The following is a 5359-nucleotide window of genomic DNA, read 5'->3' as shown; positions in this document are numbered from 1 at the left end:
CGCCGTCGCCGCCGCACTCCTCGCGCTGACCGGATGCGGCGCGAGCGGCGACGCGCATCAGGACACGCGGCAGCCCGCCGCCGCTTCCGGTCCCCTCACCGACCAGGAGGCCGCGGGCGTGCCCGGCACCCCGGCGGGCACCGCGTCCGCCACGCCGCGGCCCTCCGGCACGCCCGGCGCCCGCAAGACCGGGCAGGCGATGCTGCCGGACGCGGAACTCACCCCCGTCACCGGCTCGTTCACCGCCCGGCAGAAGAAGTACCTGCACGGGCGCGTGCCGAAGAACATGGACCCGGCCGCCGTCCTCCAGACCGGCCAGGAGGCGTGCCAGCGCATCACGCGTACCGCCGCCCACGACAAGGACGCGGCGGTCGGCGCGATCATCACCGGGGAGGTGCCGGGCGCCGCCGACGCCATCCCGACGCTGTGCCCGAAGCAGAAGCCGCTGCTGGCCGTCGCGAAGACCGGTTTCCCCGACGGCACCCGGACCAGGCCGGAGCCCGGCACCTACCGGGCGCTGACCAGCTCCCTGAACTGCACGTGGCGGGCGCTCGACGCGGACGGCAAGGTGCTGGCGTCGGGCCCCGGCCCCGGCGGCGCGCGGAAGGTGACCGCGAAGGTGCCGTCCGGAACCCGTACGTTCGTCTCCTCGGGCTGCTACGCCTGGCTTCCGGCGTAGGGCGTGTCGCGAGAGGCCCTGGCCTGTTCGTAGACGCCGAGGAGCGTGGTGAGCACCGCGTCCATGGCGAAGGACTCCGCGGTCAGCGCACGGGCCGCCGCCGACGCGGCGCGGCGGGCGTCCGGCGCCAGGAGGCCGAGGACGGCCGGGGCGATGCCGTCGGCTCCGCTGACCACCCGCCCGGCCCCGGCCCGGTCGACGTCGCGGGCGAGGCCGTTGGAGGCCGTGACCACGACCGGGGTGCCGACGGCCATCGCCTCCAGGACCGACATGGGGAACGGTTCGTCGACCGACGGCAGCACGTAGACGTGCGCCCGGCGCAGCTCCTCCGTCATCCGCTCCGCGTCCAGCGGCCCGGGGCATTCGACGTGCGCGGCCAGGCCCAGCGCGTCGATCCGGGCGCGAACTGCGGCGAGTTCTCCCTCGTCGGGTCCGGCGACGACGAACGTGGCGTCCGGGTGGCGGGCCAGCACCGCCGGCGCCGCGTCCACCAGGTCGACGGGGCGCTTGCGGGCGTGCAGGCGGGCCGCGTACAGGACACGCGGCGGTCCCTCGGGCGGCGGGCCCGGCGCCTGCGCGGGGACGCCGTTGACCAGCCGCACGGCCCGCTCCAGACCCGCCCCGCCCACGACGGCGTCCAGCTCGCGGCGTTCGTGTCCGGTCAGGTGGAGGACGGCGGCGGCGCCGCGCAGCACCCGCCGCACCGCGAGCGCGTCCAGGAGCCGCGCCGAGCGTCGCCCGCTCGGGTCGACCATGCCGTGGGTCTGCAGGACGAGCGGCCGCCGGGCACGCAGCGCGGCGAGCGCCACCGGCAGCGTCACCAGGTCGCGGGCGAGGTGCACATGGACGACGTCTGCCGCCCGCACCAGCCGGTGAGCGTCCCGGAGCAGCGACGGCGAGGTGATGCCGCTGAACCCGAGCGGCAGCACGCGGCGTGCCTGATACAGCCGCGCGGGCACGCCCTCCACGGTGTCGGGCAGCGGGTGGCCGAACCCGTCGGCGAGCGCGGTCATCCTGGCGTCGTGGCCGCGCTCCAGCAGGCCGTGGCAGAGGTTGGCCGCCACCCGTACGGGCCCGCCGAAGGCGTGGGTGGGGCTGTGCAGGGTGACCGCGTGCAGGACTCTCACACCGGCTCCCCGACGGGGCGACGGCGACCGTCGGCGGTGTGCAGGGTCAGCTCGGGCAGGTCCCGGTGGAGCACGGCGCCCGCCGCGACGACCGCGCACCGGCCGACCTCGACCCCGGCGAGCACGGTGGCGCGGGCGGCGATCCAGGCGCCTTCTCCGACGGTGACCGGCGCGTTGCGGTAGCGGAAGTCTGCGGCGCGGTGGTCGTGGCTGCCGGTGCACAGCAGGGCCTCCTGCGACACGCAGGCGTGGGCCCCTATGGCCACCGGTTCCAGGTTGAGTATCCAGGCGCCCTCGCCGATCCAGGCGTGGTCGCCGACGGTCAGCTTCCACGGCCACAGCACCCGGACGCGGTGCCGCACGAGCACGCCGGCGCCGATGTCGGCGCCGAAGGCGCGCAGCAGCGCCACGCGCAGCCGGGCAGGCGTGAACCACGCCATGAAGACGGTGTTGAGCACGGCGAACCACAGCGCCTGCACGAGCAGGCCCCGCCCCTTGTCATATCCGGCCAGCGTGAAGGCCCTCAGATCACGCATAGGTCGTCCGATACCCCCCAACAGCGCCTCCCCAGGCGCTCCTTGGGATCACAGTAGCGCTCTCCCGGCCGCGGGGCGCGGTCCTCAGTAGACTGCGGCGGGGATCATCTCGCGGGGCCAGGGGGCGGCATGGAACGGCGCACGGACCGGTCGGACACAACCGTCCAGGCGGACCCGGCGGGGGCGGCACGGACGCCCGGCGACGGCGACGGCGGTGACGGTCCCGGCGGCTCAGGTGCGCCCGGCGGCTCCGGCGCGCAGGCCGTGCCGCGCTCGTTCTCGCCGCGTGCCCTGCTCTCCCGCGCCCTGTCCGTGCCGCTGGTGCTCGGCCTGTCCGTGTTCATGCCGCTGCTGGTGCTCGTGCAGCCCGGGGACGGCGTCCGGGACGCGGCGCTGTGGGTGCAGTTGGCGCTGACGATGTACGCGGGCGCCCGGCTCTCGGTCGTGATCCTCAGCCGCCACCGCCGGCTGCTCTCCGGTTCGTTCTGGCTCTTCGTCTACATGGCGATGGGGGTCGCGCCGCTCGCCCAGGCGGTGCTCGGGCGTACACCGACCCCGGTGGTGGGGCCGCGAAGCGATCTGACCGAGGCCGTGTCGCTCGTCCTCATCGGCTGTGTCGCCTTCGACGTCGGCACGCTGCTGGCCCGGCAGCGGCCGGGCGGGCGGCGCGGCGACCCGGTGCGCCCGGCGCTCGTGCACCGGCGCCGCCTGTACGCGCTGACGGTGGTGGCGTTCGCCGGTTCGGCGCTGCTCGTGGTGCGCCTCGGCGGACCCGCGGTGTTCTTCACCAGCCGTCAGGAGATCATCGCCAGCGTCCAGGACGCGGGCCTCTCGCAGGCGGGTTCGCAGGCCGGGCAGGCGATGGTGCGCGGTCTGGGGACGGTACCGGCGCTGATCGCCTGGCTGGTGTACACACGGTGGCTCGTCACATCGAGGCGCGCCCGCAGGTCCACGGCGGTGATCGCCGTGTGGGTGGCGCTCGCGGCGGTGAACGCGGTCGTCAACAACCCGATATCGAACCCGCGTTACTGGTTCCTGACGGTGCTGTTCTCGATGCTGTTCACGGTGTTCCCGACGAGCGCCGCGCTCTACCGGACGGCCCTGAGCCTGGGCGTGGTGGTGGCGCTGGTGGTCTTCCCGTTCGCCGACCGGTTCCGCTACGACTCGGCCAACTACCATCCGCTCCAGACCACATCACCGCTGGAGCCGTTGGCGCTCAAGGACTACGACCAGGTCGGCATGTTCGCGAACACCGTCACGTACGTGGACTCCGGGCGCGGGCACACGTACGGGCGGCAGTTGGCGGGGGCGGTGCTCTTCGCGGTACCGCGGTCGGTGTGGCCGGGCAAGCCGCTGGACACCGGCGTGCTGATCGGTCAGTGGATGGGCGCGGTCAACACGAACCTGTCGTCACCCGTGTGGGCGGAACTGTGGATCGACTTCGGCCCGGTCGGCATGGCGGCCGGGTTCGCGGGGCTGGGGTACGCGGCGGCGCGCGTCGACCGCCGGTACGCGCGGCGCGCGGTGCGGCGGGCGCCGCCGGGCAGTCTGGTGTCGCTGGTGGTGCCGCTGGTGGCGGGCTACTCGTTCATCCTGTTGCGCGGGCCGCTGTTGCAGGCGACGGGGCGGGTGGCGATCGCGGTGTGCTGCGTCGCGCTGGTCACGACGTTCCGGCAGGACCGGGCGCGGGGGCTGCGCTGACCCGACCGGCGTCGCCCGGGCCGGTCCGGGCGACGCGGGCCCAGGCGGCCGCCGCCTTGAGCGCGGAACCGGCGGCCAGCCCCCAGGCGGCGCCGAGCGCGGACCCGGTGAACGCGTACCCGCCGAGCATCAAGGCGACGGACAGCAGCGAGAAGACGACCTGGAGGGGGAGGGTGGCGCGCGGGCTGAGCACCCGCAGCGTGACGAGTCCGCAGGTGCCAAGGCCCATCACCGCGTACTGGGCTCCGGACGCGGGCAGCAGCCCGGAGGCGGCGCCCCAGGTGGCGCCGAGGACCTGGTGGCCGACGTGGTCGGGCAGGGCGTGCAGCACCGCTCCCCAGCCGAGCCCGGTGGCGAGCAGGGCCAGGCCGGTCACGGCGGCGGCGCGGGCGGTGCGGCGGCGGGTGCCGAGGCGGGACAGGACGGGTGGGCCGAAGGCGTTGACCGAGTTGAACAGGACGTTCAGCGGGCCGAAGAGCGTGGTGGCGCCGCGCAGGGCGCCGACCGCGAGCGGCGCGGCGAACAGGCCGAGCCCGAGCACGGCGAGCTGGCTCGCGGCGTTGCCGACGGCGAACTCGACGACGAACCGCTGCCCGAGGTGGCCGCGCCGCAGATAGGGCCGGACGTCGGCCCGGACCCCCCGTACGTACGGATGCGCCAGCCGCAGTCCGACGAGGAGCGCGGGCACCGCGGAGACGCCCCAGACGGCGATGAGCAGCCCGGGTGCGCTGTGCCGCGGCAGTGCCAGCAGCGCCGGGACGACGCACACGAGCCGCAGGCTGTCGGCGGCCAGCGCCCGCCCGGGGCGGCGCAGGGTCGAGAACGCGTAGCGCAGCCCGTCCTGCACGAGGACGATCGGCAGGACGAGTCCCAGGGCGCAGAACGCCCCGGCGGCCCCCGCCCGGCCGTCTCCGGCCGCCGCCGCGACCGCGCCGCCGACGGCGAGCAGTCCCCCGACCACGGTGGCCGCCAGGGCGGTGAAGGCGATGGCGGACCGGCAGGCACCCGCGGCCGCTTCGTCACCGCGGGTCAGGACGACGGCCTGGCCCACGTAGGCCATGTTGCCGCCGAGCAGCACGGTGAAGGCGAGGTACACCATGGAGAACGTGGCGAACCCGTGCGCGCTGGAGACGCGGGCCGCGATGACCAGGACGGCGATGTTGGTGAGGCTGGAGGCCGCCTGGTCGAGCACGGACGCCAGCAGCGCGGAGGCCGGACGCGGACGGGCGTGGTCGGACACAGCGGGTCGGGCGCCCACGGGCGGCCTGCCGGTGGGCGGGGAGGCGCCGTCCGGCGACGCCACGGACGCGGCCGCA

General features: G+C 75.4%; 5 protein-coding genes. 2 read left to right on the top strand and 3 right to left on the bottom strand.

Annotation, left to right across the window (positions count from 1 at the left end; translation table 11 throughout):
• The coding region (locus OFY01_RS14575) for a hypothetical protein (protein ID WP_407700344.1) at positions 1-679 on the top strand (679 nt) is incomplete at its 5' end.
• Here OFY01_RS14575 and OFY01_RS14570 read toward each other — a convergent pair.
• Positions 658-1806, bottom strand: coding sequence for a glycosyltransferase (locus OFY01_RS14570; RefSeq protein WP_266599959.1), 1149 nt, complete (start codon positions 1804-1806; stop codon positions 658-660). The genes OFY01_RS14575 and OFY01_RS14570 overlap by 22 nt on opposite strands.
• The gene (locus OFY01_RS14565; RefSeq protein WP_266599958.1) at positions 1803-2342 is read right to left on the bottom strand and encodes a WcaF family extracellular polysaccharide biosynthesis acetyltransferase; all 540 of its coding nucleotides are present in this window, start codon (positions 2340-2342) and stop codon (positions 1803-1805) included. Before OFY01_RS14565 ends, OFY01_RS14570 begins: the two co-directional genes overlap by 4 nt.
• 129 nt (positions 2343-2471) lie before the next feature.
• Between OFY01_RS14565 and OFY01_RS14560 the strand changes: the two genes are divergently transcribed.
• Positions 2472-4043 carry a hypothetical protein gene (locus OFY01_RS14560; protein WP_266599957.1) on the top strand — a complete coding sequence of 524 codons (1572 nt, stop codon included), beginning with the start codon at positions 2472-2474 and terminating at the stop codon, positions 4041-4043.
• On the opposite strand, the gene OFY01_RS14555 is transcribed toward OFY01_RS14560, so the two are convergent.
• Positions 4003-5283, bottom strand: coding sequence for an MATE family efflux transporter (locus OFY01_RS14555; RefSeq protein WP_266599960.1), 1281 nt, complete (start codon positions 5281-5283; stop codon positions 4003-4005). The two genes, OFY01_RS14560 and OFY01_RS14555, sit on opposite strands and share 41 nt — an antisense overlap.
• Positions 5284-5359 lie beyond the last annotated feature (76 nt).

Source organism: Streptomyces beihaiensis (assembly GCF_026274175.1).
GTDB lineage: Bacteria > Actinomycetota > Actinomycetes > Streptomycetales > Streptomycetaceae > Streptomyces > Streptomyces beihaiensis.
Note: the sequence above shows the minus strand (reverse complement) of the source record. Positions and strands in the feature narration are given on the sequence as shown.

What these genes read in the sequence shown, in the direction of transcription:
- OFY01_RS14565 (WP_266599958.1), bottom strand. Translation starts at nt 2,342, where the DNA reads ATGCGTGATCTGAGGGCCTTCACGCTGGCCGGATATGACAAGGGGCGG.
- OFY01_RS14560 (WP_266599957.1), top strand. Translation starts at nt 2,472, where the DNA reads ATGGAACGGCGCACGGACCGGTCGGACACAACCGTCCAGGCGGACCCG.